At 71.1% G+C, this 24,739-nt stretch carries 20 protein-coding genes; 5 read left to right on the forward strand and 15 right to left on the reverse strand.

Annotated features, from left to right (window positions below; translation table 11 throughout):
- Positions 1-87: 87 nt before the first annotated feature.
- Entirely contained in the window at positions 88-1,116 is a 1,029-nt protein-coding gene (gene speB / locus ABFJ78_RS38365; RefSeq protein ID WP_436392349.1) for an agmatinase, read from the reverse strand.
- Positions 1,117-1,669: 553 nt separating this feature from the next.
- Between speB and ABFJ78_RS38370 the strand changes: the two genes are divergently transcribed.
- Complete coding sequence (locus ABFJ78_RS38370; RefSeq protein ID WP_436392350.1) at positions 1,670-3,103, forward strand: DUF1996 domain-containing protein; 1,434 nt, start codon at positions 1,670-1,672, stop codon at positions 3,101-3,103.
- A gap of 66 nt (positions 3,104-3,169) precedes the next feature.
- Complete coding sequence (locus ABFJ78_RS38375) at positions 3,170-3,520, forward strand: MmcQ/YjbR family DNA-binding protein (RefSeq protein WP_436392351.1); 351 nt, start codon at positions 3,170-3,172, stop codon at positions 3,518-3,520.
- Here the strand turns inward: ABFJ78_RS38375 and ABFJ78_RS38380 are convergent.
- On the reverse strand, positions 3,496-4,704 hold the full coding sequence (locus ABFJ78_RS38380) for an MFS transporter (protein ID WP_436392352.1): 1,209 nt from the start codon (positions 4,702-4,704) through the stop codon (positions 3,496-3,498). The two genes, ABFJ78_RS38375 and ABFJ78_RS38380, sit on opposite strands and share 25 nt — an antisense overlap.
- A 75-nt stretch (positions 4,705-4,779) precedes the next feature.
- Between ABFJ78_RS38380 and ABFJ78_RS38385 the strand changes: the two genes are divergently transcribed.
- Positions 4,780-5,310, forward strand: a complete 531-nt coding sequence (locus ABFJ78_RS38385; RefSeq protein WP_436392353.1) for an ArsR/SmtB family transcription factor — start codon at positions 4,780-4,782, stop codon at positions 5,308-5,310.
- Between the two features lie 297 nt (positions 5,311-5,607).
- On the opposite strand, the gene ABFJ78_RS38390 is transcribed toward ABFJ78_RS38385, so the two are convergent.
- From ABFJ78_RS38390 to ABFJ78_RS38425, 8 genes are all read right to left on the reverse strand, one after another.
- Positions 5,608-6,378 carry a hypothetical protein gene (locus ABFJ78_RS38390; RefSeq protein ID WP_436392354.1) on the reverse strand — a complete coding sequence of 257 codons (771 nt, stop codon included), beginning with the start codon at positions 6,376-6,378 and terminating at the stop codon, positions 5,608-5,610.
- A 139-nt stretch (positions 6,379-6,517) separates the two neighbouring features.
- Entirely contained in the window at positions 6,518-7,957 is a 1,440-nt protein-coding gene (locus ABFJ78_RS38395) for a glycoside hydrolase family 3 protein (RefSeq protein ID WP_436392355.1), read from the reverse strand.
- Between the two features lie 3 nt (positions 7,958-7,960).
- Positions 7,961-8,791 (reverse strand): carbohydrate ABC transporter permease, encoded by an 831-nt coding sequence (locus ABFJ78_RS38400; RefSeq protein ID WP_436392356.1) that lies wholly within the window; start codon positions 8,789-8,791, stop codon positions 7,961-7,963.
- Positions 8,788-9,774, reverse strand: coding sequence for a carbohydrate ABC transporter permease (locus ABFJ78_RS38405; protein ID WP_436392357.1), 987 nt, complete (start codon positions 9,772-9,774; stop codon positions 8,788-8,790). The genes ABFJ78_RS38400 and ABFJ78_RS38405 overlap by 4 nt, the downstream gene beginning before the upstream one ends.
- Positions 9,771-11,075, reverse strand: coding sequence for a sugar ABC transporter substrate-binding protein (locus ABFJ78_RS38410; protein WP_436392358.1), 1,305 nt, complete (start codon positions 11,073-11,075; stop codon positions 9,771-9,773). Before ABFJ78_RS38410 ends, ABFJ78_RS38405 begins: the two co-directional genes overlap by 4 nt.
- 332 nt (positions 11,076-11,407) lie before the next feature.
- Positions 11,408-13,207 (reverse strand): TIM barrel protein, encoded by a 1,800-nt coding sequence (locus ABFJ78_RS38415; RefSeq protein WP_436392359.1) that lies wholly within the window; start codon positions 13,205-13,207, stop codon positions 11,408-11,410.
- The gene (locus ABFJ78_RS38420; protein ID WP_436392360.1) at positions 13,197-14,045 is read right to left on the reverse strand and encodes a shikimate dehydrogenase; all 849 of its coding nucleotides are present in this window, start codon (positions 14,043-14,045) and stop codon (positions 13,197-13,199) included. Before ABFJ78_RS38420 ends, ABFJ78_RS38415 begins: the two co-directional genes overlap by 11 nt.
- 291 nt (positions 14,046-14,336) lie before the next feature.
- Entirely contained in the window at positions 14,337-14,915 is a 579-nt protein-coding gene (locus ABFJ78_RS38425) for an FHA domain-containing protein (protein WP_436392361.1), read from the reverse strand.
- A gap of 151 nt (positions 14,916-15,066) precedes the next feature.
- Here ABFJ78_RS38425 and ABFJ78_RS38430 point away from each other — a divergent pair, with 151 nt between their 5' ends.
- Positions 15,067-16,563 carry a CBS domain-containing protein gene (locus ABFJ78_RS38430; protein ID WP_436392362.1) on the forward strand — a complete coding sequence of 499 codons (1,497 nt, stop codon included), beginning with the start codon at positions 15,067-15,069 and terminating at the stop codon, positions 16,561-16,563.
- A 6-nt stretch (positions 16,564-16,569) separates the two neighbouring features.
- Here ABFJ78_RS38430 and ABFJ78_RS38435 read toward each other — a convergent pair whose 3' ends face one another.
- Positions 16,570-18,669 (reverse strand): (Fe-S)-binding protein, encoded by a 2,100-nt coding sequence (locus ABFJ78_RS38435; RefSeq protein ID WP_436392363.1) that lies wholly within the window; start codon positions 18,667-18,669, stop codon positions 16,570-16,572.
- Positions 18,670-18,700: 31 nt separating this feature from the next.
- Positions 18,701-19,120 (reverse strand): hypothetical protein, encoded by a 420-nt coding sequence (locus ABFJ78_RS38440; protein WP_364458182.1) that lies wholly within the window; start codon positions 19,118-19,120, stop codon positions 18,701-18,703.
- Between the two features lie 218 nt (positions 19,121-19,338).
- Between ABFJ78_RS38440 and ABFJ78_RS38445 the strand changes: the two genes are divergently transcribed.
- A complete protein-coding gene (locus ABFJ78_RS38445) occupies positions 19,339-20,001 on the forward strand; it encodes a nitroreductase family protein (RefSeq protein ID WP_436392364.1) in 663 nt (220 codons plus the stop codon).
- Positions 20,002-20,005: 4 nt separating this feature from the next.
- Here ABFJ78_RS38445 and ABFJ78_RS38450 read toward each other — a convergent pair whose 3' ends face one another.
- The 3 genes from ABFJ78_RS38450 to ABFJ78_RS38460 form a co-directional block, all read right to left on the reverse strand.
- Positions 20,006-22,105 carry a putative bifunctional diguanylate cyclase/phosphodiesterase gene (locus tag ABFJ78_RS38450; protein WP_436392365.1) on the reverse strand — a complete coding sequence of 700 codons (2,100 nt, stop codon included), beginning with the start codon at positions 22,103-22,105 and terminating at the stop codon, positions 20,006-20,008.
- Between the two features lie 89 nt (positions 22,106-22,194).
- On the reverse strand, positions 22,195-23,286 hold the full coding sequence (locus ABFJ78_RS38455) for an alpha/beta hydrolase (RefSeq protein ID WP_436392366.1): 1,092 nt from the start codon (positions 23,284-23,286) through the stop codon (positions 22,195-22,197).
- Between the two features lie 67 nt (positions 23,287-23,353).
- A complete protein-coding gene (locus ABFJ78_RS38460; protein ID WP_436392367.1) occupies positions 23,354-24,676 on the reverse strand; it encodes a cytochrome P450 in 1,323 nt (440 codons plus the stop codon).
- Between the last annotated feature and the right edge of the window lie 63 nt (positions 24,677-24,739).

Raw genomic sequence — 24,739 nt, forward strand, 5'->3', positions numbered from 1 at the left:
GACCCGTTCATGACGTGCGGGCGACCGGATCGGCCGCGCTGCGATGACGTGAATGACTCATTCATGTCGTCTGGTGACATGAATGAGTCATTCACGTCGGTCCGGGCGGTCGGCCAGCAGCGGCAGCTTCGGGTCCCAGGTGGTGCCGTCGGCGGCGTCGCGACGGCGGCGCGCGATGCCCGACAACGCCTCCAGGACCACCCGGTTCGCCAGGAACGACGTGATCTCGGCCTGGTCGTACGGTGGTGACACCTCCACGACGTCGATCCCGGCGACCGGCAGTTCGTACGCGATCCGCCGGACCGAGTCCAGCAGCTGGCGGGCCGTCAGGCCGCCCGGCTCCGGCGTCCCCGTGCCCGGTGCGTGGCCGGGGTCGCAGACGTCGATGTCCACCGACAGGAACACGCCGTCGCACTCGTCCAGCGCGATGCCGAACGCTTCGGTGAGGCACTCCTCGAGGCCGCGTGCCACGACTTCGGTCATCTCGTAGGACCGCATCCGCTGGGCCGCCATCCAGTCGAGCGTCGCCGGTTCCGGCCAGTAGCCGCGCAGGCCGATCTGCAGGAAGCGGTCGCCGCGGACCGCGCCGGACTCGATCAGCCGGCGCATCGGCTGGCCGTGGCCGACCAGCGAGCCGAACGCGATGTCGCCGGTGTCGGCGTGCGCGTCGAAGTGGATCATCGACACACGGCCCTGCCCCAGGTGCTGGGCGACGCCGGCGGCGTCCGGCCAGGCGATCGTGTGGTCGCCGCCGAGGACCAGCGGGATCGCGCCGTTCGCCGTGACCGCGTACACGGCTTCCTGCAACGAGCGGACCGAGCGCTCGGCGTCGCCCGAGTACATCTCGACGTCGCCGGCGTCGTAGACCGCGAGGTCCTTGAGCCCGTCGACGCGCAGCGCCAGCGACGGGCGAGAGCCGTCGTGCGGGAGGTAGCAGCTCTGGCGGATGTACTGCGGGCCGAACCGGGTCCCCGGGCGGTGCGAGGTCCCGCCGTCGAACGGCGCGCCGAGAATGACGACGTCGGCGCCGCGATAAGTGGCGGCGTCCGCCCAATCGCAGCGCTCGACGCCCAGGAATGTGATGTCCGGGCCGAACTGGGTTCCGTACCGTGCCATGGGCACGGATTCTGCCGCGCCGGGGCGCATTCGGCCAGCGGGCATTCGGCGGGTCTCACCCAGGGATACGGACGGGAGTTCGGATCGGTTCAAAGTTTTTCGCCACACCCGCCGAAGCTGGACAACACGCCGGTCAGCGGCCCAGGATGGCCGCACACCCGAGCAGGCCGGAGCGGGACACGCGCGGCGATCCAGCGTGATCCAGGTGCGGGCCGTCCTGCCCGCTTTTTTCGCGTCCGCCATTCTTCCTCGATTTCCGAGACGTTTTCGCGCACTCGCCCGACTACGCAGACGAGAACCCGGAACAACGGTTCGTGATTGCCGGAAATACCTTCTTGCCCGGTGTCAAACCCCGGTGTAGCTTCCATCACGGAACGATAACCAGCCGGTTGACGGCGTGGCCACGGGCAGGTGGCCGCGCACCCACCGATGTCGGGTCGGTGGCCGGCGCGGGCGTCGTTCCGTCCCGCCGACGCAGTACCTGGTGGGTACGAGCCTGGGCTCGCGCCGCCAGTGTCGCGCGTTCCCGCCAGCCCGACACCCCGGAGGATCCATGTCCCGCACCCAAGGGCGCCATCGCATTTCCCGCAGAACCAAGATCGCGACCGGCGGCCTCGCGCTCGCGATCGCGGTCGGCGGCATCGTCGTCGCGACGACCACCGGCAACACCGGTGAAGCGAGCGCCGACGAAGCGAACCCCGCGTTCTTCGTCGACATCCTGAAGGTCCAGCCGAACCAGTTCGACCCGCGCCCGGTCTACGGCGCGGCGACCGGCACCTTCACCGTCGACTGCGGCCGCAACGAGAACGGCCACTTCAACCCCGACAACTTCATCGCCCAGCCCGGCGTCCGCAACGGCGCCCAGCACCTGCACGACTACGTCGGCAACCTCTCCACCAACGCCGACTCGAACAACAAGAGCCTCGTGAAGGCCGGCACCACCTGCCGCAACGGCGACAAGTCCGCCTACTTCTGGCCGGTCGTGCGCATCGACACCGGCGAGGAGGAGAAGAACGAGCCCGCGAAGAAGCCCGACGGCGACCGCGTGCAGGCCGACCAGGAGGCCAAGAGCGTCCAGGTCGCCTGCCCGGACGTCGCCAGCAGGCTCGCCGACGTCCCCGACCAGGCCATGGCCGAGGTGGACAGCAACCTCGACCAGCTCGACACGCAGACCGACGAGGCCAACCAGCGCATCGCGGCGACGCAGGGCCAGGGCGGCGCCAACTTCGTGCAGAACGCGATCCTGAACCCGCTCAAGGACCGGCGCGCCGCGATCATCGACCGCATCGCCATCGCGATCGGCCGGTTCGCGCCGAAGCCGCGGGACCTCGGCGGCCTGGCGCCGTGCGCGCCGAAGCCGGGCAAGGACACCGGCACGCCGACCCCGCCGCCGAGCACCTCGGCCCCCGGCGGCGCGCTGCCCGGGCAGGACGAGAACAACGAGCTGCCGGGCAACGACGGCAAGATCCTGCGCCCGCAGAAGGTCCAGATCACCTTCCGCGGCAGCCCGGTGGGCAAGGTCGTGGCGATGCCGAAGTTCCTGCGCGTGCTCTACGGCGACGCGAAGGTGTCGACCAACGGGCCGGCCAACGCCCGGGCGAGCTGGACGTGCACCGGGTTCGAGAACCGCGTCACGGACAAGTACCCGATCTGCCCGCAGAACAGCAAGGTCAAGCGGGTCCACACGTTCCCGAGCTGCTGGGACGGGAAGAACACCGACAGCGCCAACCACCGCACGCACATCGTGTTCCCGGACCAGTTCGGCCGGTGCGCCAAGGGCTTCAAGGCCGTTCCGCAGCTGCAGATCTCGCTGACCTACGACATCCCGCACGACATCCAGGTCAAGAAGCAGTACAAAGTGGACGCTTTCCCGCAGGAGAAGCACAACCCGTTCTCCGATCACGACGACTTCGCGAACGTGATGTCGCAGCGGATCATGAACGGGCTGGTCAACTGCGTGAACCGCGGCAAGACCTGCCGGGCCTGACGCTCGGCGAAAGCCGGCGGCGCGGACGCACCCCGCGCCGCCGGCTTTTGCGGTTTACTGACGGGCATGGTCACCGGTGACGAGGTCCGCGCGTTCGCCCTGACGCTCCCCCGCGCGTACGAAGCCGTCGTGCGGGACCGGCCCAAGTTCCGGGTCGGGCAGATCGTGTTCGCGGCACTGTCGCGGGACGAGACCGTGCTGGGCTTCGGCTATCCGCGCGACCAGCGGGACGCGCTGGTCGCCGGCGAGCCGGAGAAGTTCCTCATGCCCGAGCCGTCGGACCTGCGCTACCAGTGGGTGCGGTGCCGGCTCGCGGCGATCGACGCCGAGGAGATGCGCGAACTCGTCCTCGACGCGTGGCGGATGTGCGTGCCGAAGAAGGTGTGGAACGCTTACGTGGAAACGCACCCGCTCTGAGCGAGGGCGTCCTCGGTCACGACGCGGAGGCCGGCCACGACGGCGAAGGCCAGCACCGCCATCACCACGAACACCGTGCGCAGACCCGATATTTGGGCGATCGCGCCGCCCGCGAGGGCGCCGAGGGACTTCGTCCCCCACGCCACCAGGCGGTGGCTGCTGTTGAGCCGGCCCAGGAGCCGGTCCGGGGTGAGGCGCTGGCGCAGTGACACCATGACCACATTGGACACCATGACGCCGGTGCCGCCTAGGAAGAAGCCCGCGCCGACAGCGTACGGGTTCGCGGTCACCGCGAGCGTGCCGACCGTGAGCCCGCCGGTGAGCCAGGAGATCCACAGCGCACGGATCCGGCCCAGGCGGCGTTCGACGGCTTCGGCGAGCAGCGACCCGGTCAGCCCGCCCGCGGCGCTCGTGGCCATCAGCAGGCCGAACGCCGGTGCGGACAGTCCCATCGCCGAGCCGGGCCCGACCGCGTAGAGGACGAGGACGGCGAAGGTCGCGCCGGTGGCGAAGTTGAACGTGCCGACCATGAGCGAGAACGTCCGCAACACCTTGTGCCGCAGCAGGAAACGCAGTCCTTCGGCGATGTCCGCGCGCAGGGTGGTGCGGCTCTCGCGCGGGATCCGGTACGCGCCGCGCACGAGCAGCAGGGCCGCGACGGCGACGGCCCACAGCGCCACGGGGGTCACGAGCGCGGCGGCTACGCCGGCGGCGGCCAGCACGCCGGCGAGCGGCGGGCCGGCGAACTCGTTGGCGGTCTGCTCGGCGGCGAACATCCGGCCGTTGGCGCGGGCCAGCTGCTCGCGCCCGACGACCTGCGGGACGATCGACTGCGCCGCGGTGTCGTAGACGGTTTCGGCACAGCCGACCCCGACGGCGACGACGTAGAACGCCCAGATCGAGCCCGCGCCGAAGACGGTCAGCAGGGTTACGGCGGCGAGGAGCCCACCGCGGACGAGGTTGGCGGCGAGCATCGCGCGGCGGCGGTCGAGCCGGTCGACCAGCGCGCCGGCGGGCAGCGCGAGGAGCAGCCACGGCAGGCTGAAGGCGAAGGCGAGCCCGGCGATGAGGGCCGGCTCGCGGGTGTAGCCGACCGCGATCAGCGGCAAGGCGACCTTCAGGACGCCGTCGGCAAGGCTCGACAAGCCGGCAGCGGTCCACAGCCGCCAGAACGCGGTGGTCATGAATGGAGGATCGCACATCGATGGAGTTTTCTCCATCGATGTGACTCGATTCCATCGATGGACTACGCTCCGCTCATGACGGAACCCCGCCGCCGGCGCCCGGCGACGCCGGAGGAGGCCAAGGCCCTCGGCCACCCGCTGCGGCTGCGCATCATGCGGTTGTGCCTGGTCGAAGAGCTGACGAACAAGCAGCTGGCCGACCGCCTGGACCGCGACCCGGGCACGGTCCTGCACCACGTCCGCCAGCTGGTGGCGGCGGGCTTGCTGGAGCCGGCCCCGGTCCGGACGGGCGCGAGCGGGGCGTTGGAGAAGCCGTACAAGTCGAACAACGAGACGTGGTGGCTCGACGGGCCGTTGTCCGAAGCCGACGCGGAGACGAGGTTCGCGCCGATCGAGATCTTCCAGGAGGAGATCCGGGCGGCGGGGCCGGAGTCGGTTGCGGTGCACGAGAAGTTCCTGCTGCACCTGTCCCCCGACGAGGTCGAGGAGCTGGACCGCCGGATCCTGGCGGTGCTGGACGAGTACGTCGCGACCGACCACGAGCGCCGCGACCGGCCGCCGATCGGCGGGATTTTCGTGCTGCACCACATGAAGCGCACGGAGTAGCCGAGTTCGAGCGCCAGGCGGCCCCTGCCCGGGGGAGGTGGGCAGGGGCCGATCGGGTTCAGTGCCGGCGGTGAGGGTGGCCGGTGTCCCGCGAAGCCGGTCGCATCCCCTTTCGCCGGCTCCCAGCGCTGCCCGGGGATGGTGAGCAGCGCCGGATTCCGCACCATGAGCCGCTCTGCGCCCGGCATCCGGGCCCGGCCCGAACGCCGGCGGCCGGCTCTCCGCCAAGCCGACGTCGCCGTGGGCGGGTCTCGCCGCCCCCAGTGCCGGCGAGACCCGCTCCCCCGCCTCAGCGGGTCAGTGGTTCACCTTGAACCACGGCTGCGACCAGCCGAGGTAGGTCTGGCCCCACTTGCTCTTGATCTGCGCGATCGTCGTCTCCGTGTACGTGCCCGCGCCGTTGATGTCGTTCGACAGGAACTTGCCGCCGCCGATGGAGATCATCGTGTGGCCCGCGCCGCCGTTGGAGAAGAACGCCAGGCCGCCCGCCGGGACGTCGAGGCTGCCCGGGTGCTTGTACTGGCTGGGGATCTGCGTCCAGTGCACGTACGCCGTGGTCGAGCCGCTCGCGGTGAAGCCGTAGTTCTGGGCGTTGATGCGGTCGCACCAGCCGTCGTAGGACGAGTCGTAGTTCGTGTGGACCCGCGACTTCGCCTTCGTGACCGCCTGGGCGCAGGTGTTCGGGTCGCCCAGCCCGGAGGTCGAACACACCTCGGTCGGCACGGTGGGCACGTCGGTGCAGTCCGGCGCGATCCGGCCGTCGGAGCCGGTGTAGACGTAGGTGTCGGTGATGTAGCCGCCCGGAACGTGGTCCCAGATGTTGCTGGTCCCGTACTTCCCGGTGACCGTCTCGCCGGTGGTCTGGCAGTCGATGTCCACGGCGGTGCCGTCGGCGACCGTGCCCGCCGAGGCCGCGCTCGTGCTCGGCGCCGAGCGCACGGTCAGCGGCGCGCCCGAGTCGGTGTGCACCGTGCCCGTCGCGGCCAGGGCCGGGGTGGCGCCGACCAGCACGATCGACGCGGCGATGCCGACGACGCCCGCCGCACGCTTCCCGATCCGAATTCTCATTTGTCCGTCCTCCAGTCGTGGTGTGCGGACAGAATGGCGCCCGGCGATACAAGCCCCGTACAAAAGCCGGGGCGGCGTCTGGAGATGCGGCAAAAAGGACGAAGCCCCGCCGGGAAGCGGGGCTTCGTCACGGACGAGCTCAGGCCAGGTACTCGGCCGCCGCGCGCAGGCTCACCCAGGAGCCGCTGAACGTGTCGATCCGCGGCCCGGCACCGTCGGCCGGCCCGGGCACCCCGGTCTCCACCCGGATGAAGTCCACAGTGGACAACGCGGCCAGCAGCTCGCGCACCCGCGGGTGCCGGTGCGCCTCGCGGGTGACCACGACGACGCTGCGGAAGTCCCGCGCCGCTTCGAGGACCGCGGCCGCGTCGTCCGGGGTCGCGGTGAGCGTCCGCGTGCCCGGCACCAGCTCGGCCAGGTGGGCGCCGAGGCCCCACGGCATCGGGCCGGCCGCGATCGTCGGCTCGGTCTGGACGTCGACCACCAGCGGCGGCCCGGCCAACCTCGGCGAGCCCTGGACGCGCAGGGCCTTGCGGGCCGCCTCGAGGCCGAGCCGCCGGTCCACCGGGCCCACCGCGGCCGGCGCCGGGTCGGTGCCCAGCGCGGCTGTCCGCGCAGCCGCCTCCGCCAGCCGCTCCAAGGGCAGCTCCCCTGCCGCGACCGCGGCCACGACCGCCGACACGCACGCGTCCAGGTGGTCGGCTTCGAACGCCGCGCCGCCGAGGCACAGCGCGTCCGCCCCCGCGGCCAACGCCCGGACGGCGGACCGGCCGAGGCCGTCGTGCTTGCCGTAAGCCCCGGACACCGCGCCCATCTCCAGGGCGTCCGTGATGACGGCCCCGGTGAAGCCGAGCTCGCCGCGCAGGACGTCGGTGAGCGCGACCCGGTTGAGCGTCGCCGGCTCCTCGCCCCAGGCCCGGACGACCAGGTGCCCCGACATCACCGATCGCACGCCGGCCCGGATCGCCGCGGCGAACGGGACCAGCTCGATCTCCCGCAGCTCTTCGACGGTCCGGGGCAGCACCGGCAGCGCCACGTGCGAGTCCTCGGTCGCCGCGCCGTGGCCCGGGAAGTGCTTGGCGCAGGCCGCGACGCCGTACTTCTGCAGCCCGGTTACGTACGCCGCGACGTGCGGCGACGCCTTCGCCGGGTCGGACCCGAACGCCCGGACGCCGATGATCGGGTCCTCGGCCGCCAGGGTCAGGTCCGCGCACGGCGCCAGGTTGAGCGTGACCCCGCAGGCCGCCAGCCGTTCGCCGAGCGCGGCGGCGACCGCCGTGGTCAGCTCCGGGTCGTCGGCCGCGCCGAGCGCCAGCGGCCCCGGCACGAACGAGCCCGTGTTGACGTCGAGGCGGGTGACGTCGCCACCCTCTTCGTCGATCCCGACCACGACGCCGTCCCGCTCACCCCGCAGCTGCGCGGTGAGCGCCGCGACCTGCTCGTCGTCGACGACGTTGCGGCCGAACAGCACCACCCCGCCCAGGCCTTCGGCGACGCGTCTGCGCAGCCAGTCCGGCGCGGTCGTCCCGGCGAACCCGGGCAGGAGGACGGCTTCGGCGAGCTTCTCGGCAGATGTCACCGGCTACCCCTTCACCGCGCCGGCGGCGACGCCGGCCACGAGCTTGCGCTGCACGATCAGGAAGAACACCAGCGCCGGGATCGCGTAGATGACCGACGCGGCCATCACCCCGCCCCAGTCGGTCGCGAACGCCGTGCGGAACGACGCCAGCCACACCGGCAGCGTCTCCTTCGGCTTGTCCCGGATGAACACGAGCGCGAACAGGTACTCGTTCCACGCCGTGATGAAGCTGAACACCGACGTGGTGACCAGCCCCGGGCCGAGCAGCGGCAGCGTCACCCGGCGGAACGCGCCGGTCTGGCTGCAGCCGTCGATCATCGCGGCCTCCTCCAGCTCGTACGGGATCCCGTTGACGAAGCCGTAGAGCATCCAGACCGTGAACGGCAGCGTGGTCGCGAAGTAGATCAGCAGCAGCGACGGCAGCGTGTTGAGCAGCCCGGCGTCCCGCATCAGCAGGAACAGCGGGATGAACAGCGCCGACACCGGGGCCAGCTGGGCCACCATGACCAGCACCAGGAAGCCCTTGCGGCCGGTGAAGCGCAGCCGCGAAAGCGGGATGGCCGCCAGCGTCCCGGCGATCAGCGCGCAGAGCACCGACCCGACCGTGACGATCAGGCTGTTCATCAGGTAGACCGGGAAGTTGTCCTTGCCGAGCGCGGTGGCGAAGTTGCCGAACGAGAACGACGTCGGGATCAGGTCGTACTTGGGCGAGAGGATCTCGCCGGGCGTGCGCAGCGACGTGACGAACATCCAGTACGTCGGGAAGACGATCAGCAGCGCCACGATGACGCCGACGACCGACAGCGCGATCCGCTGCGACAGCGGTTTCCTCACTTCAGATCACCTTCCGGGGTCCGGACCAGCAGCTGGATGTACCGGCCGGTGATGAGCGCCAGCACGATCAGCATCAGGGTCGCGATCGCGCCCGCCGCGCCGAAGTGGTTGCCCGCGATGCCCTTGAGGTAGAGCACGACGGCCAGCGTGGTGCTCCCGCCGTCCGGGCCGCCCTCGCGGATCGCCCAGATCTGGGCGAAGGCGTTGAAGTCCCACAGCACCGACAGGAAGGTCACCATCGTGGTGATCGGCCGGATCGCGGGCCAGGTGACCGCGCGGAACGTCTGCCACCCGCTGGCGCCGTCGATGCCGGCGGCCTCGTACTGCTCGCGCGGCACGCCGATCAGGCCCGCGTACAGCGAGAACGTCACGAACGGCACGGCCTGCCACACGATGAGCAGCCCGATCACCGTCAGCGTGCTGGCTCCGCTGGAGAACCAGGAGAACCCGATGAAGCCGTGGAACCCGAGCCGGTCGAGGGTCTTGTTGAGGATGCCGTACTGCTCGTCGAAGATCCACTGGAACACCGTGGTCGTCGCGATCACCGGGGTCGCCCAGGCGAGCACCAGCGTGACCTGCAGGATGATCCGGACGACCGGGTCGAGGTGGCGCATGAGCACCGACAGGAGCAGGCCGCCGAGGATGGTGGCGGCCACGATCGACGCCGTGAAGACGAGCGTCCGGACCGTGATCGTCCAGAACTCGGGGTCCGAGAGGATGTTCGTGTAGTTGTCGAAGCCGATCCAGATCGTCTTGCCGGAGATCAGCTGGCCGATGTCGAGCTTGCGGAAGCTGATCGCGAGCACCTGGACCAGCGGCCAGGCGAGCAGCACGAGGATCGCCGCGAGAGCGGGGAGGAGCAGCAGGTACGGGAGCACCCGGTCGCCGAACCGGCCCGGCCTGCGCTTCTTGGCCCGCGCGTCGCGCGGCGATGCCGGCGGGGTCGCCCCCGCCGGCATCGTCACATTCGCGGTCGCTGTCATCCGCCGATGAGCTTGTTCAGCGCTGCGTTGGCGTCGGCGGTCGCCTGGTCGAGCGTCTTCTTGCCGGTCAGGTACGCGGTCAGCATGTCCTTGACCGGGTTCTGGCCGGACTCCACGTCACCCCACTTCGGGCTGGCCGGCACGGCCTTGCCGTTGGCCGAAGCCTTCGCCATCACGCTGCCCAGCGGGTCCTTGTCCAGGCCGGTGAGGTCGGTCGACGTGCCGGGCACGACGCCGGCGGCGGCGAGCTGGCTCTGGTACTTCGGGCTGGAGAGCAGCTTGATGTACTCCTTGGCCGCGGCCGCGTTCTTGGCGTTGGCCGGGATGGCCAGGTTGGAGCCGCCCAGGAAGACCGGGGCGCTCTGGCCCGCGTTCTTGCTCGGGATCGCGAAGGCGCCGGTCTTGCCGGTCAGGCTCGCGTCGGTCTTGGCCGCGGTGGCCAGTTCCCACGGGAGGCCGATCATCATGGCCACCTTGCCGGCGCCGTAGACGGTCGCCTGCTGCGGCTTGGCCTCGTCGGCGTCCTTCGGCGCCTTGGTGCCGGAGGTGTCGACGAGCTTCTTGTAGAAGTCGAGGCCCGCCTTCGCGCCGGCGCCGTCCAGCGTCGCCTTGTAGTTCTTGCCGTCGGCCTGGGCGATGTCACCGCCGTTGTCCCAGATGAACGACAGCAGGGCGTACCAGTTCTGGCCCGGCATGTAGAGCGCCTGGAAGTCGGGGTCGGAGCCGAACTTCGTCTTCAGCTTGGTGATCGCGTCGAGCCACTCGTCGTTCGACGTCGGCGGCTTGGCGATGCCGGCCTGCTCGAACATGTCCTTGCGGTAGATGACCTCGCGGTTGGCCGCGTAGAACGGGACGCCGTAGACCTTGCCGTCGTAGGTGCCCGAGTCGGCAAGGCCCTTCAGCCACTGCCCGCCGTTGAAGCTGTCCTTGTCCCCGGTGAGGTCGGTCAGCGCGCCGTCCTGCGAGGCGAACGCCGCGGTCTGCGTGTTGCCGATCTCGATGACGTCCGGCGGCGCGCCGCTGGCCAGCGCGGTGGTCAGCTTCTGCTGGATGCCGTCCCACTGCTGGACTTCGTACTTGACCTTGACGCCCGGGTGGGCCGCCTCGAACTCCTTGTTCAGCGCGTCGGTCAGCGAAGCCGGCGCGGAACCCGTCATCAGCCAGACCGTGACGTCGCCGGTGATCTGCGCGGGAGCGCCACTCGACGACGCGGCCGTGTCGGTTCCGCCGGAGCCCGCGCAGCCTGCGGTCGCGAGCGTTACTGCGGCGGCGCCCGCCGCCAGCTTGAGCCAGCGTTTCACTCGATGCCGTCCTTCCCTGCCCGGCCACCGTGGCCGAGCGCCCCAAATGGTGTAGACCAATGTTGGGGTTAGAGTGGTACGTACCACAGGCGGTGTCAAGGCGGTTGCCGGAACGTTGTAAACGCACCGGGCAGTTGTACGCCGAGTAGCCGGGCGGTTACCGGGGACTGACGACCGGGCGGCGGAAGTCGTCCTGATAGGAAGGTGTCCAGGCCGTTTTTCACCGCAGGAAGCGGGAAAGCCGCGCGGCCCGGCGCGGGCGGCACGACGAAAACCGCCCCGGGAAAGGGTTCCCGGGGCGGCGGTCGCACGCGTCGCGTGGTTCTCGCTGATCACACGGCCGTTGTCGCGGGTGCCCCGGTCTCCCGGCGCGCGCGGTGCGCGGCCATCCGCACCGGCGCGTTGGCCACGCCGTACCCGCGGTACCCGCCGATCCGCTGCACGACCTCGAAGAACACCCGGGCCCCGGCCAGCGCCGTGTAGAAGTGCAGGAACTCGCCGTGGGCGTCCCGGTCGTACAGGACCGAGTGTTCCCGCAGCGCGGCCAGCCGCTCGGGCGGCAGGTCCAGGCGGGCTCCGAGGTCGTCGTAGTAGTTTGCGGGGATCGCCAGCAGCGGCGCACCCGCGGCCCGCATCGCCGCGGCCGCCGCGAGCGCGTCCGCGCAGGCGAACGCCACGTGCTGCGGTTCGGGGACCGCCGGCGCCCATTCGCCGCGGCGGACCAGGGCGCTGTCCAGCGTCAGCCGCACCTCCCCGGCCGCCACCGCGCGGCTGCGCACCAGCCCGAACGGCGCCGCGAACTCGGCCACCGGGGACGGCGTCAGCCCGAACACCGACCGGTAGAACAGCGCCGCCTCGTCGAAGTGGTCGAAGGGCTGGGTGAGCGCCACGTGGTCGATGCCGAGGATTCCCGCGCCGGCCGCCGTTTCGCCGGTGTGCACGAAGTCGTCGCGCCAGTCGTCGCCGCAGAGGAAGACCTGGGTGCCGTCCGGCGCCGCGACCGAGGCCAGATCCGCCTCGCGCGGGCCGCGCACCCGCGGCAGGACCGGCGCGAGCAGGGCCTCCGCCCGGCGGGCCGACCGGGCCGGATCGGTGCTGGCCAGCGCCACCGCGCCGACGGCGCCGTGCGCCGCGCCGCCCTCGTTGACCACCACCCGGGCCTCGCCCTGTTCCCACAGCTCGACCGGCTTGGTGCGGTGGACGCCGGTGCGCGCGAAGCCGAGCGACGCCAGGATCTTCCCCGCGCCCGGGTCGGTGACGACCTCGGCGAACGTGTGGCCCGTCAACGCGGGCGCGGGCGGGACGTCCAGGACGCCGAGCGAATCCTGCAGCGCCAGCAGCGACCGCATCGCGTCGACCGCGGCCGGGCGCGGGTCGGCCTGCCGGTACACGTCGTTGAAGACTTCGAGGGACAGCGGGCCGCGGTAGCCCGAGGCCAGGACGTGCCCGGTGAACGCCGTCAGGTCGAAGTCGCCCTGGCCGGGGAAGAGCCGGTGGTGCCGGCTCCACGGCAGGACGTCCATCGGCAGCTCGGGCGCGTCGGCGAGCTGCAGGAAGAAGATCTTGTCGCCGGGGATCGCGCGGATCGGTGCCGGGTCGTGGCCCTTCGACAGGATGTGGAAGCTGTCCAGGCACACGCCGAGGGCGGGGTGCGCGGCGCGGCGCACGATGCGCCACGCGTGTTCGTAGCCGCTGACGTGCCGGCCCCAGGCCAGCGCTTCGTACGCGATCCGCATCCCCCGCTCGTGGGCGGCGTCCGCCAGGGCGTGCAGCTGTTCGGCGGCGAGCTCGTCGTCGTCGATCGCGTCCGGCGAGACGGACGAGCAGACCAGCACCGTGTCGGTGCCCAGTTCGGCCATGACGTCGAACTTGTGCCGCGCCCGGCGCAGGTTGGCCGCGTGGACGGCCGGCGGGACGGCTTCGAAGTCGCGGAACGGCTGGTAGAGGTCGATCGAGAGGCCGAGGTCCGCGCAGCGGCGGCGGATTTCGGCCGGGCTGCTCGGGGAGACCACCAGGTCGTTCTCGAACAGCTCGACGCCGTCGAACCCGGCCGCGGCGGCCGCGGCGAGCTTGTCCTCGAGCGTCCCGGAGAGGCAGACGGTGGCGATCGCGGTACGCGGTTCAGGCGGCACGGGCGGCCTCCCCCTCGAGGGCGTCGAAGTGGCGCAGCATCCGCGCCGGATCCGGTTCGACGCCGGTGAACAGCCGGAACGACTCGGCGGCCTGCAGGACGACCATGCCGCCGCCGTGCAGCACGCGGCAGCCGCGGGCGCGGGCTTCGGCCAGCAGCGCGGTTTCCAGCGGGCGGTAGACGATGTCGGCGACCCACAGCTCCGGCCGCAGGTACTCGGCCGGGAGCGGCGAGCCGGGATGGGCGGCCATCCCGGTCGGGGTGGCGTGCACCAGGCCGTCGGCGCGGTGGACGGCGTCGAGGCCGCCGGTCTGCGCGCGGTTCGCACCGAAGCGGCGCTTGAGAGCCTCGACGAGCTTCGTGCCGCGCTCGCCGTCGACGTCGTGGACGGTGAGCCGGCCGGTGCCCAGCGACAGGAGCGCGTGCGCCACCGCGGCGCCCGCTCCCCCGGCGCCCAGCAGGACGACCTCGTCCATCCGGACGTCCGGCAGGCCGCGGGTGAGGCTGCGGGCGAAGCCGGTCGCGTCGGTGTTGTGCCCGATCGCGCGGCCTCCCTCGAAGACGACGGTGTTGACCGCGCCGAGCGCGGCGGCCTCGGGCGACAGCTCGTCGAGGTGCGCCACGACCAGCTGCTTCGCCGGGTGCGTGACGTTGAGGCCGTCGAAGCCGGCGAGCCGGGCCGCGGCCAGGACGTCGGCGACCGGGCGGCGCAGCGCGTCGAGGTCCAGCAGGCGGTAGACGTAGCGGAGGCCGAGCTCGTCGGCCTCGCGTTCGTGCAGCGCCGGGCTGGCGGACGGCCCGATGCCGGTGCCGACGAGTCCGATCAGGTAGCTGGTCACGCGTCGCCCTCCGGATTAATGTACGAACTAGTACGTTCACGGTAGCGCGGCGGAGGGTCCCAGGGGAAGGGCTGTGCCAGAGTGGGGTCGTCGACCTGCGGCGGAAGGAGCCCGGTGGCCGCACCATCGTCGGAGGCCGGACCCCGAGCGACGTGAATGACTCATTCATGTCGTCAGGCGACATGAATGAGTCATTCACGTCAGTCCGGCGCTTGACCCCCGGACTCTCGCGGCGACGGCGCGGGAGACGTACCGACGGCGGAGCTGGGCCACAGGGCACCGGCGCCGTCGTCAACGTCCACTGTGGACCCTTCCATTGTGGACGGATGACGGCCGCCGCGGGCGCGCCGTACGCCGGCGCGCCCGTGCCAGCCCGAGTGCCGAGACCGCCAAGCCGGCCACCAGCAGCCCGAGTCCGATCTCGGGCCCGGCGTCGAAGTGCCGGAGCACTCGCGCGGCCCCGATCCCGAACCCGGTGACGAACAGAACGGGCCCGGCGACGAGCGCGAGCGCCCCGGTGCGTGCGGCGGGAACGGTGGCGAACACCGGTTCGTCCCCGGCCGCGTGGAGGTCCGAGTAGACGGTGGTGATCGGCCCGAAGGAGACGCGGTCACCGTCGTGCAGCAGCCGTGCTTGCCGCGGCGCCAGGGCTTCGCCGTTGACGAAGGTGCCGGCGCGGGAACCTGCGTCGGACACCCAGGTACCCCGCGGGTCGCGCCTGAGCCAGGCATGCCGCGGGCTCACCCGTTCCGAATAGAGCTTCAGGTCCGCTTCGGGCGCGCGCCCGACGAGCCAGGCGCCGCGCCGTACGTCAAGCCGCGCGACGGCCCCTTCGAGAGTCTCGATCGTCGCGTGGTCCCGCTGCCCCATCGCCCCTCCTCCGTGGCCCGACTCGAGACGGAGCCGGACCACGGCGGGGAAATACGCGGCGAACGGGTGAACCGCCGCGGATCCGGGCGACGATCGGCGTTCCCGGACCGACTGGGTGCGTAAGCCAGTCGGTCCGGGAACCAGGAGAACGATGAAGTCAGCTTGGCAAGTCCGCGCGGGTAGGCAAGGCGAGCGCGACCGGGAGTCCCTCGCCGAAGGTCTGGCGATCGTCGGCTGGGGCGGGGTTCCCGCGCTCGGCCGGTTCGGCGACAAGGGAGCGCTCAAGGCGGGGCTGCGGGAGTGCTACCCGCAACGGTCGGCGTCCGTGATCGGGAACTGGGCCGGGCAGCTGTGGCGGTTCTACCGGGAGATGAGCGAGGGCGACCTCGTCGTCATGCCGCTCAAGAACATCCGGAAGTTCGCCATCGGCGAGGTCACGGGGCAGTACCACTACCGCCCCGGCGCGACGCCGGAGTGCCGGCACGCCCGGCCGGTGCGGTGGCTGCGGACGGACATCGACCCCGGTGAGTTCGGACCCGACCTGCGCGGCAGTCTCGGCTCCCTGCTCACCGTCTGCCGGCTGAGCCGCCACGACGCCGCCCGGCGGATCGCCGAAGTCGCCGCCGGCCGGCCGGATCCGGGCTGGCAGCACGCCTCGGCGAACCTCGATCCCGACGCGACCCGGGCCGACCTGTGGGAAGCCGTCGAGAACGGTGCGGCGCCCGTGACGCTGACCGTCCGGAACCTGCTGGGCATGTGGGGCTACCGGCGGCGCACCGCGACGTCGCTGGTGACCGTCCAGTCCGAGCTGGCCGAGCACGGGGTCACGACCAGGCCGCCGTTCACCACGGCCCGGATGGACACGGCCGTCGAGCTGGTCCCGGTCGCCGACGAGCCGGGCACGGCGGACCCGGAGGCACCCGACGTCGAGGTCCCGGACGAGCTGCCCACCAAGTGGATGGTGCGCGCGGTCCTGCCGGACGAGCCCGCCGTCGAGGCCGTCACGGCCGGGAGGCCGCTCGCCACCGCGGTGACGCTCATGCTGGCCAAGAACTACTCCCAGCTGGCGGTCACGGACGAGGACGGGTTCTGCGTCGGCGCGGTCAGCTGGGAATCCATCGGCCGGGCCCGCCTGGCGAACCCCGCGCCGACGTTGCGGGACGCCACCACCCAGGTCCGGGTCGTCGACTTCGACGACGAACTCTTCGAGCAGATCGACGAAATCTACCGGCGCGGCTTCGTCTTCGTCCGGGGAGAGGACCGCAAGAAGCTCATCGGCATCGTGACCGCCAACGATCTCGCCCGCCAGTTCGGCACGCTCGCCCGGCCGTTCTCCCTCCTGGAAGAAGCCGAGCTGCGGCTTCGCCGCCAGACCAAGCGCACCCTGCCCGAGGACCTGCTCGACCGGGTCACGCCCCCGTGGGCGAACGGGAACCCGACCTTCGGCAACTACGTGCGGCTCTTCGAGGACCGGCACCACTTCGACATGCTGAAGTGGCCACTCGACCACCAGGCGTTCCTCGACCTGCTCAAAGAAGCGCGCCGGATCCGGAACGACCTCATGCACTTCTCCGGCGACGAGGTCCCGAAGCAGGACCTCGCCGCCATCGAAGGGTTCTGCGCGACGATCAAAGCCGTCGACCAGTAAGCGCGCTCAGGGCTTGGGAGCCGCCTCCGGGGCTTTCACCCGCTCCAGCAGCAACTGCGCCACGTCGCGGACGTCCACGTTCTCCGCCTTCTGCTCGCTCTGCCGCTGGACCAGCCCGTCCGTCAGCATCACCCGGCAGAACGGGCACCCCGTCACGATCGTCTCCGCGTCGGTCGCGATGGCTTCGTCCACGCGCTCCAGGTTGATGCGCTTGCCGATCTGCTCCTCCATCCACATGCGCGCACCGCCGGCTCCGCAGCACAGGGCCCGGTCCGCGTGGCGGGGCATCTCCTCCAGCGTCGCGCCCGTCGCGCCCACCAGCTCGCGAGGTGGCGTGTACACCTTGTTGTGGCGGCCCAGGTAGCACGGGTCGTGGTACGTCACGCGCGGGCCGGCGTCCACGCTCGCGACCGGGGTCAACTGGCCGCCGCGGACCAGGCGGTTGAGCAGCTGCGTGTGGTGGACCACCTCGTAGTGCCCGTCCAGGTCCGGGTACTCGCGCCCGAGCGTGTTGAGGCAGTGCGGGCACGTCGTGACGATCTTGCGCAGCCTCGGCTCGCGGCCCTCGAACACGGCGTTGAGCGTCTCGGCCGTCTGCTGGGCCATCATCTGGAACAGGAACTCGTTGCCCGCCCGCCGCGCCGGGTCGCCGGTGCAGGACTCCTCCTTGCCCAGCACCACGTACTTGACGCCCGCGATGTGCAGCAGTTCCGCCGTGGCGCGGACCGTCTTGCGGGCCTGGTCGTCGAACGCTCCCGCGCAGCCGACCCAGTAGACGTATTCGACGTCCTCCGCGAGCTCACCGTCGAACACCGGGACGTCGAAGCCGAGGTCCTTCGTCCAGGCCAGCCGCTCCGAGTTGTTCTGGCCCCACGGGTTGCCCTTGGTCTCCAGGTTCTTGAACAGCCCGCCCAGCTCGGTCGGGAACGCCGACTCGATCATCACCTGGTAGCGGCGCATGTCGACGATGTGGTCGACGTGCTCGATGTCCACCGGGCACTGCTCGACGCACGCGCCGCAGGTGGTGCACGACCAGAGGACGTCCGGGTCGATGACGCCGCCGTCGTCCTCCGGGCCGACCAGCGGGCGCGCGCCCTCGTGTTCGGTGCCCGCGAGGATGTAGGGCGCCTCCTCGAACAGGTTGTCGCGCAGGTTCATGATGACGAGCTTGGGCGACAACGGCTTCCCGGTGTTCCACGCCGGGCACTGCGACTGGCAGCGGCCGCATTCGGTGCACGTGGCGAAGTCCAGCATGCCCTTCCACGTGAAGTCGCCGATCTTGCCGCGGCCGAACGTGTCGTCCTCGCCCGGGTCCTCGAAGTCGATCGGCTTGCCGCCGGACTCCATCGGCAGCAGCGGGCCGAGCCCGTCCGGCAGCCGCTTCGCCGAGACGTTGATCGGCGCCACGAAGATGTGCAGGTGCTTCGAGTACAGCACGATCGACAGGAACACCAGCATCACGCCGATGTGCAGCAGCAGGCCGACCGTCTCCAGCACCTCGGTCGTCGAGTGGCCGAGCGGCTCGAGCAGGTTCCCGACGCCGAGCGAGACGTACGCGCCGTTGTCGTACGGGAAGTTGCCGGACGCCGAAGACGCGCCGCGGAAGAAGAACATCGTCCAGACGACGTTGAAGATCATGACGAGGATCAGCCACGCGCCGCCGGTGTGCGAGCCGTAGAAGCGCGACGCGCGGTCCTTGCGCTCGGGGGCGTTGCGGATGCGGATCACCGTGAACACGCCCAGCGAGACGGCCACCGCGACGGCGATGAAGTCCTGCAGGAAGCCCAGCACCGCCCAGTGGCCGATCCACGGGATCGCGAACTTCTCGTCGAACAGCGCGCCGTACGCCTCGAGGTACACCGAAGCGAGGATCACGAAGCCCCAGAACGTGAAGAAGTGCGCCAGGCCGGGCACCGACCACTTCAGCAGCTTGCGCTGGCCGAACACTTCGCGCACCTGCGCGAAGAGCCGGGCACCCAGGTCGTCGGACCGCTTGGTGTCCGGCTGGCCGGCCTTGATCAGCCGGTACAGGAACGCCACCCGCTTGCCGGCGACGGCGAGGCCGACGACGGTCATGAGCAGGCCGAGGATGAGACGAACGAGCACGAGTCCTCCGTGACGTGCTGGAAGGAACGGCTCAGTGCGAGCCGGTGTAGTACCGGCACGCCTTGCACGCGTACCGCATCTTCGCGACCCGCCAGTGTTTCCGGTACAGATCGAGGTCGGCCGACCGGCGGACGCCGAGACGCTGGTAGCGCCCGGGACGGCGGCGGCCGGTTTCGTACTGCTCGGTCGCGCGGCCGAGGTGGGCGCGCCGCAGCACGCACCCCCGCGTCCCGCACCGGCCGAGCGCGCCGCGGCAGAACCGGTGCAGCAGCACCAGTTCCGCCCCGATTTCTTCGACCACGCCGTAACCGGGGTGCGCGCCCGGTCCGGTGAGCCGCACCGGCAGCCCGCAGTACCCGCACTTGAGGGTGCAGGACAGGCAGCCGGCGATGTGCCTGAGCCGCAGTTCGCGCCGGTCTTCGGAGCCGGGTCCTCGGACGCGCGACGCCATGGGGCCTCCTCCGGCGACTGTGATCGGCACCACTGACTACTGGAGGGTAATGAGGAGGTCACTGGACGCGACAGGGCTGAACAGCCTAGTTGTATTGCGCCGTTCGGCGTAAAAATCGAGGCAAGGATGACCTTACTGTCCGTATGTCGAACGGATAAACCCGCAAATCGTACGTCTGGCCCTGCTGGCGGATGCGTGTCCCCCGCCACAATCCGGACATGAGCTTCCACCCGGTCCCCTACCGCCCCGCCCGGCTGCCCGACGACGAAGCCCTCGCCCAGGCCGCCGCGCTGCGGCAGCGGATGGAGGCGCGGCGGTCGGTCCGGATGTTCTCGTCCGACCCGGTGCCCGAACGCGCGGTGCTGGACGCGATCGCGGTGGCCTCCACGGCACCCAGCGGCGCGCACCAGCAGCCGTGGACGTTCGTGCTCGTCACCGATCCCGAAGTGCGCCGGCGGCTCCGCGAGGCCGCCGAAGCGGAGGAGCGGATCTCGTACGACGGCCGGCTGGGCGAGGCGTGGCTCGACGCGCTGCGGCCGCTGGGCACGGACGCGGTGAAGCCCCACCTGACCGACGCGCCGTACCTGATCGTCGTGTTCCAGCAACGGTTCGCGCTCGACGACGACGGCGGCGTCCGCAAGCACTACTACGTCGACGAGTCGGTGGGCATCGCGGTCGGGATGCTGCTCACGGCGTTGCAGGTCGCCGGGCTGGCGGCGTTGACGCACACGCCGTCACCGATGCGGTTCCTCGGCGAGCTGCTGGGCCGGCCCCGCAACGAAAAGGCGTTCGCGGTGATCCCGGTCGGCTACCCGGCCGACGACTGCGTGGTACCGGACCTGCGGCGCAAGTCCCTCGACGAGGTGCTGGTCCGGATCTGACCCCTCAGGACGGCAGGCCGTCCGGCAAACCGGTGAACAGCGGCCCGGACAACCGGTCCGCGCCCCGGTCGCGCCACCACCGCGCCTGCTCCTCGGTCGCGATCCCGGTCACGCCGACTTCGGCGCCGGCCAGGTGGGCCGTGTCGATCAGGGCCGTCAGCGCGTGCGCCACCAGCGGGTGCTCGCGCCGCTCCACGATGTGCGCCGCCACGCGGACCGCGCGGGCCGGGAACTCCGTCAGGCACGTGACGTCGCCGAACTCGTGGATCTCCGCGCCCACGCCGATTTCGGCCAGCACCTTGAGGTTGTCCGCCGCGTCGCCGGTCGCCGCCGACAGCGAGGCCATCGGGAAGCCGGGACGCAGCCCGTCCGGTTCGAGGCCGGTCGACTCCAGCACCCCGCGGATCTCGCCGACCAGCTCGGGGTCGGCGGCCTGGTGCGCGGCCAGCTCGACGGTGAGCGGCACGGTGACGTCGGCGGCCACGACCCGCTCGGCCGCCGTGCGCAGGAGCCACGTGCTCAGCGGCAGCGCCAGTCCCGTCTCCGCCGCCAGCCGCACGCAGGTTTCGTGCGACAGGACGCCTTCGGCCGGGTGGTTCCAGCGCAGCCGCGCCTCGACGCCCCGGACCGCGCCGTCCCGGGCGTCCACCAGCGGTCGGTAGCCGACCTCGATTTCGCCGTTCTCCCAGGCACCCGCCAACGCCGCGGCGAGGCCGAAGTCGTGGCGGTCGCGGCGGTCCAGCTCGCGGTCGAACAAACCCCACTGGTTGCCGGCCCGCTGGACGCGGCGCAGCGTCAGGTCCGACGCGCGCAGCAGCTCGGCCGGCGTGACGTCGCGCGGCGGCCGGTGGACGACGCCGATGCTGGCCGACACCGCGACCCCGCGGTGCCCGTCCACGTACTCCGGCTCCGCGAGCTCGTGGGTGATCTTCCGGACGAGCGTCACCACGCCGGGCGTCTCGGCCGTGTTCTGCACCAGCACGCCGAACTCGTCGCCGCCGAGGCGCGCCACGAGCGCCTTCTCGCCGTCGAACACCGTCTTGAGCTTCGCCGCGACGCCGCGCAGCACCCGGTCGCCCAGGTCCTGGCCGAGGCCGCCGGTGATCTGCGAGAAGCCGTCCAGGTCGAGGTGGAACAGCGTGACCCCGCGGGACGCGTCGGCGTCACGCAGCAGGGTTTCCAGGCGGGTGCTGAAGAACTGGCGGTTGGGCAGCCCGGTCAGCACGTCGTGCAGGGCCTGGTGGGACAGCCGCCGCTGCAGCAGCGACACCTCGGTGTCGTCGTCGACGATCGTGATCAGCTGCCGGGGCGCGCCGAGCGCGTCGCGGACCACCGAAGCGGCGAAGGTCGCCCACATCGGCTCGCCGTCCTTGCCGACGAGCCGGCGTCCGACGCGCAGCCGGTGCAGCCGGCCGGCCACCAGCTCGGCGTAGGACTCCCGCAGCTGTTCGACCTCGTCCGGGTGGACCAGGTCGAACAGCGTCATCGACGTGATCTCCGCCGGGGTGCGGTTGAGCGTCTTGGCGAGCGCCGCGTTGGCGCGCAGCACCCGGCCGTCCAGCTCGGTGAGCGCGACGCCGCTGGCGGAGCCGGCGAAGACCTCCTCGAACTGGGCCCGCGTGATGACCTGCTTCTGCCGCGTCTCCTGCTCGACCTTCAGCAGCGCGCGGCTCAGGCCTTCCTGGCGCTTCTGGATGTCTTCGCGCTGCATCTCGCCGTAGCCCGAGCTGAGCGCGCCGAGCACCAGCACCACCCGCTCGGCGAGCCCGTCGACCTGGCGCAGCTCCGGTTCGCGCAGCAGCGCCTTGCCGAGCACCTCGAGGGTGCGGCGCAGGCTGTCCGCGCCCACGCAGCGCAGCTCGACGAGCCGCCCGCCCGCGGCGGCGGCCGCGTCGAGGTCCGGCGGCTCGCTCGCGACCGCTTCGAACACCTTGCCGACCAGCACCGCCAGTTCGCGCTCGATCTCTTCGGGCGTGTGCGGCAGGTACGCGGTGGTGGAGATCAGGTAGCCCCATTTGCGCGCGAGCGTGCCCAGCCGTCTCGCCGCGCGTTCGGCGGACGGCTTCTTCCGCGGGTCGTCACCGCGGGGTTGAGGAGCAGTCACCTCAGCCTGTCCTGGGTTTCAGTCAGCACTCCGGTCGGGGTAGCCGATATATCTTGGCGCGAAATTGTGTCCGGCACACGAAACAGCATTCATCCAATCGAGTGATAACCCTGCGGAGCGATCGCCAACCGGTCCCGCAGCCACGACCGGGTGGCGTCACGGTAGTCCGCCGCGTTTTCATGCAACGCAACGGAATGACCGGCACCCGGGAGGACGTACATCGACAGCTTCGACGGATCGGCGTAATACGGCGCCTCCTGCGCGCGCAGCACACCGGCGTCCGAACAGTCACGCAGGGCGAGCAGCCCGCAGAAAAGGACGTCCTTTTCCCCCACCACCTGGAAAACCGGTACGGTAATTCCCTTCGTCGCCGGGAGCACGATCCCGAACAACGCGACCGTGCCCATCCCGGGCACCGAAACCTGGTCCTTCGTCGCCTCGTCGGCGGCGATCACGGCCGGGTCGGCATCGCCCGCCGCGTAGAACAACCCGGCGCGCGCGCCCGGTTTCGTCGTGAAGTACAGCGGGTCGCTGCCCAGCCTACCGAGCTGACCGTCGAGCAGCGCCGGCTGCAGGCCCAGCGCCGCGCCGAGCGCCAGCACCGGCAGCGCGGGCAGGTGCGTGATGCCGGTGAGGACCACGCCGTCGACGTCGTGGTAGGTGGACGCCTCGACCGCGACCACCCCGGATCCGACCGAATGGCCGACGATGACGACCTTCGCGAACGGCACCCCGCCGACGCGGCCGGCGCGCAGGTGCCCGACCACCTCGTGCATCGACTCGGCCGCGGCCCAGACCGACAGCGGCAGGCTGAGCGGGTGGCTGCTGCTCCCGGCGCCGAGCTGGTCGGCGGCGAACGTCGCGTAGCCGTGCTTGGCCATGTCGCGCTGATACGAATAGCGGTCAGGCTCGTACGGCAGGTCCCAGTACGCGCTGTTGTACGTCCCGCCGTGCACCAACAACTGGACGGTGTCCGGAGCGTCCCCGGCCGGCAGGCACAGCCGGCCTTGCACCGTCGCCGGCGCGCCCGGTACCAGCGGCGGGAGGCCGGGGCCGGTGACCGGCAGATCCGTGTCGGTGCAGGAGATCGCGGCGGCCTCGGCCGGCATCGCGGCGGTCAGTGAAGCGAGCAGAACACCACAGGCGAACAAGGCCGACGTCACCTTGACGGGCAGCTTCACGCTGTTCTTCCTCTCGGACAGGTGAAGGAACTCGGGAACACTACACCTCGTAGCCGACCGCGTACCGTCAGGTCCCGCGCGGCACCACGGTCATCGGCAGCCGGTTCGGCTGCATGGTCGCCTTGAGCTGGGCGCGGACCTTCTTGCCCGGCACCGGGACCAGCCGCCAGCGCGCCCCGATCGTGGCGGCGACGATGCCGATCTCCGTCGGCGCGAACACGTGCCCCGGGCACAGCCGCGCGCCGGCACCGAACGGGATGTACGCGCCCTTCGGCAGTTCCGCGGTCTCGCCGGGAGCCCAGCGGTCCGGGTCGAAGCGGTCCGGGTCCGGGAACCAGCGCGGATCCCGGTGCAGCGTGTGCTGGCTGACGGCGACTTCGCTGCCGGCGCGGAGGGTGACACCGCCCAGTTCGACGTCCTCGCGGGCGCGGCGCATGAGGATGAGCGGCGGCGTGCGGCGGACGATCTCGTTGACGATCTGGTGCGTGTAAACGAGGTCCGGCAGATCTTCGAAGCGCGCGGGCCGGCCGCCCAGGACCGCGTCGACCTCCGCGTGGAAGCGCCGTTCGACCTCCGGGTGCTGCCCCAGCTCGTGGAAGAACCAGGCCAGCGCGACGGCGGTGGTCTCGGCGCCGGTGGTCAGGATGGTGATGACCTCGTCGTGCACCTGCCGGTCGGACATGCCCTCGCCGGTTTCCTCGTCGCGGGCCAGCAGCAGCATCGACAGCAGGTCACCGTGGTCGGCGCCTGCTTCCCGGGCGGTGATCACGGTTTCGCCGATCACTTCGCGCAACCGCTTGGCCGCGGCGTCGAACTTCCGGTTCGCGGGAATCGGCAGTTTTTCCACGAATTTCGGAGAGAACGCTCGGATGAGCACGTATTTCAGCATGATCGGGATCGAGCGCCGGATTTCCGCGAGTGCTTCGTCGCCGAGGGCGGTGGAAAAGAGCGTCTGGCCGGCGATCGTGAGCACGAGGTCCTGCATCCGCTTGTCGAACTGGACGACTTCGCCGGGCTGCCACGAACCCACCAGCTCGCCGGCCAGCTTCGTGATCGTGCTTTCGGCGTAGCCCGCGATGCGCGTCCGGCCGAACGCGGGCATCACCAGGCGGCGCTGGCGGCGGTTGAGCTCGCCGTTCGACGTGGCCAGGCCGTCGCCGAAGAGCGGGCGCATCTTGTCGAAGACCAGGCCCTTGTCGAACTTGTCGGCGTCGGTGGCCAGCACGCGCCAGGTCAGCTCGGGCGTCGTCACCACGTGCACCGGTAGCGGGCCGAGGCGGAGTTCGACGACATCTCCGTGCGCCGGAAGGGAGGTGAAGAGCTTCAGCGGATCGCGGAGCAGGGGCACGGTGTGCCCCAGCACGGGCCACCGGCCGGGCACGTTCGTCATGGCCTCGTCTCCTCGTGACCGCGTCACTTTAGCGGGCGGCGCCGGTCGGCGGGTCCGCACGAA

This window comes from Amycolatopsis sp. MEPSY49, from assembly GCF_051337345.1.
GTDB lineage: Bacteria > Actinomycetota > Actinomycetes > Mycobacteriales > Pseudonocardiaceae > Amycolatopsis.